General features: G+C 45.1%; 1 protein-coding gene. It reads left to right on the forward strand.

What is annotated here, in order from left to right:
- Positions 1 to 161 precede the first annotated feature (161 nt).
- Positions 162 to 965 (forward strand): 2,5-didehydrogluconate reductase DkgB, encoded by an 804-nt coding sequence (gene dkgB / locus ACUU1M_RS20275; protein WP_152029081.1) that lies wholly within the window; start codon positions 162 to 164, stop codon positions 963 to 965.
- The last annotated feature ends 83 nt before the right edge of the window (positions 966 to 1,048 follow it).

A 1,048-nucleotide genomic window follows, 5' to 3' on the forward strand; every position in this document is an offset into this window, starting at 1 on the left:
TTATTAAGAAGCCTCGAGTTAACGCTCGATGTTTTTTTGCGTCTGGATATCTATTATTGCTAGAATCGCAAAAATCCTCTGCGTTTTACGCTCTTTTTCCGCAACAGTCTGAAGTCCATAATCACCTCAGTTAACGAAAATAGCATTAAAAGAGGCATATTATGGCTATCCCTGCATTTGGTTTAGGTACTTTCCGTCTGAAAGACGACGTTGTTATTTCATCTGTGAAAACGGCGCTTGAACTTGGTTATCGCGCAATTGATACCGCACAAATCTATGATAACGAAGCCGCAGTAGGTCAGGCGATTGCAGAAAGTGGCGTGCCACGTCATGAACTCTACATCACCACTAAAATCTGGATTGAAAATCTCAGCAAAGACAAATTGATCCCGAGTCTGAAAGAGAGCCTGCAAAAATTGCGTACCGATTATGTTGATCTGACGCTAATCCACTGGCCGTCACCAAACGATGAAGTCTCTGTTGAAGAGTTTATGCAGGCGCTGCTGGAAGCCAAAAAACAAGGGCTGACGCGTGAGATCGGTATTTCCAACTTCACGATCCCATTGATGGAAAAAGCGATTGCTGCTGTTGGCGCTGAAAACATCGCTACCAACCAGATTGAACTCTCTCCTTATCTGCAAAACCGTAAAGTGGTTGCCTGGGCTAAACAGCACGGTATTCATATCACTTCCTATATGACGCTGGCTTATGGTAATGCACTGAAAGATGAGGTTATTGCTCGTATTGCAGCTAAACACAATGCGATTCCGGCACAAGTGATTCTGGCGTGGGCTATGGGGGAAGGTTACTCAGTAATTCCTTCTTCTACTAAACGTAAAAACCTGGAAAGTAATCTTAAGGCACAAAATTTACAGCTTGATGCCGAAGATAAAAAAGCGATCGCCGCACTGGATTGCAACGACCGCCTGGTTAGCCCGGAAGGTCTGGCTCCTGAATGGGATTAAGCCTCTCTGACAGCTCCTCCGGGAGTAATGCCAGTCAGTTAAGCAACTGACTGGCTCTTTTTCGGGGCTGTGGGGTATTTCCT

This window comes from Shigella sp. SIG6 (assembly GCF_053555815.1).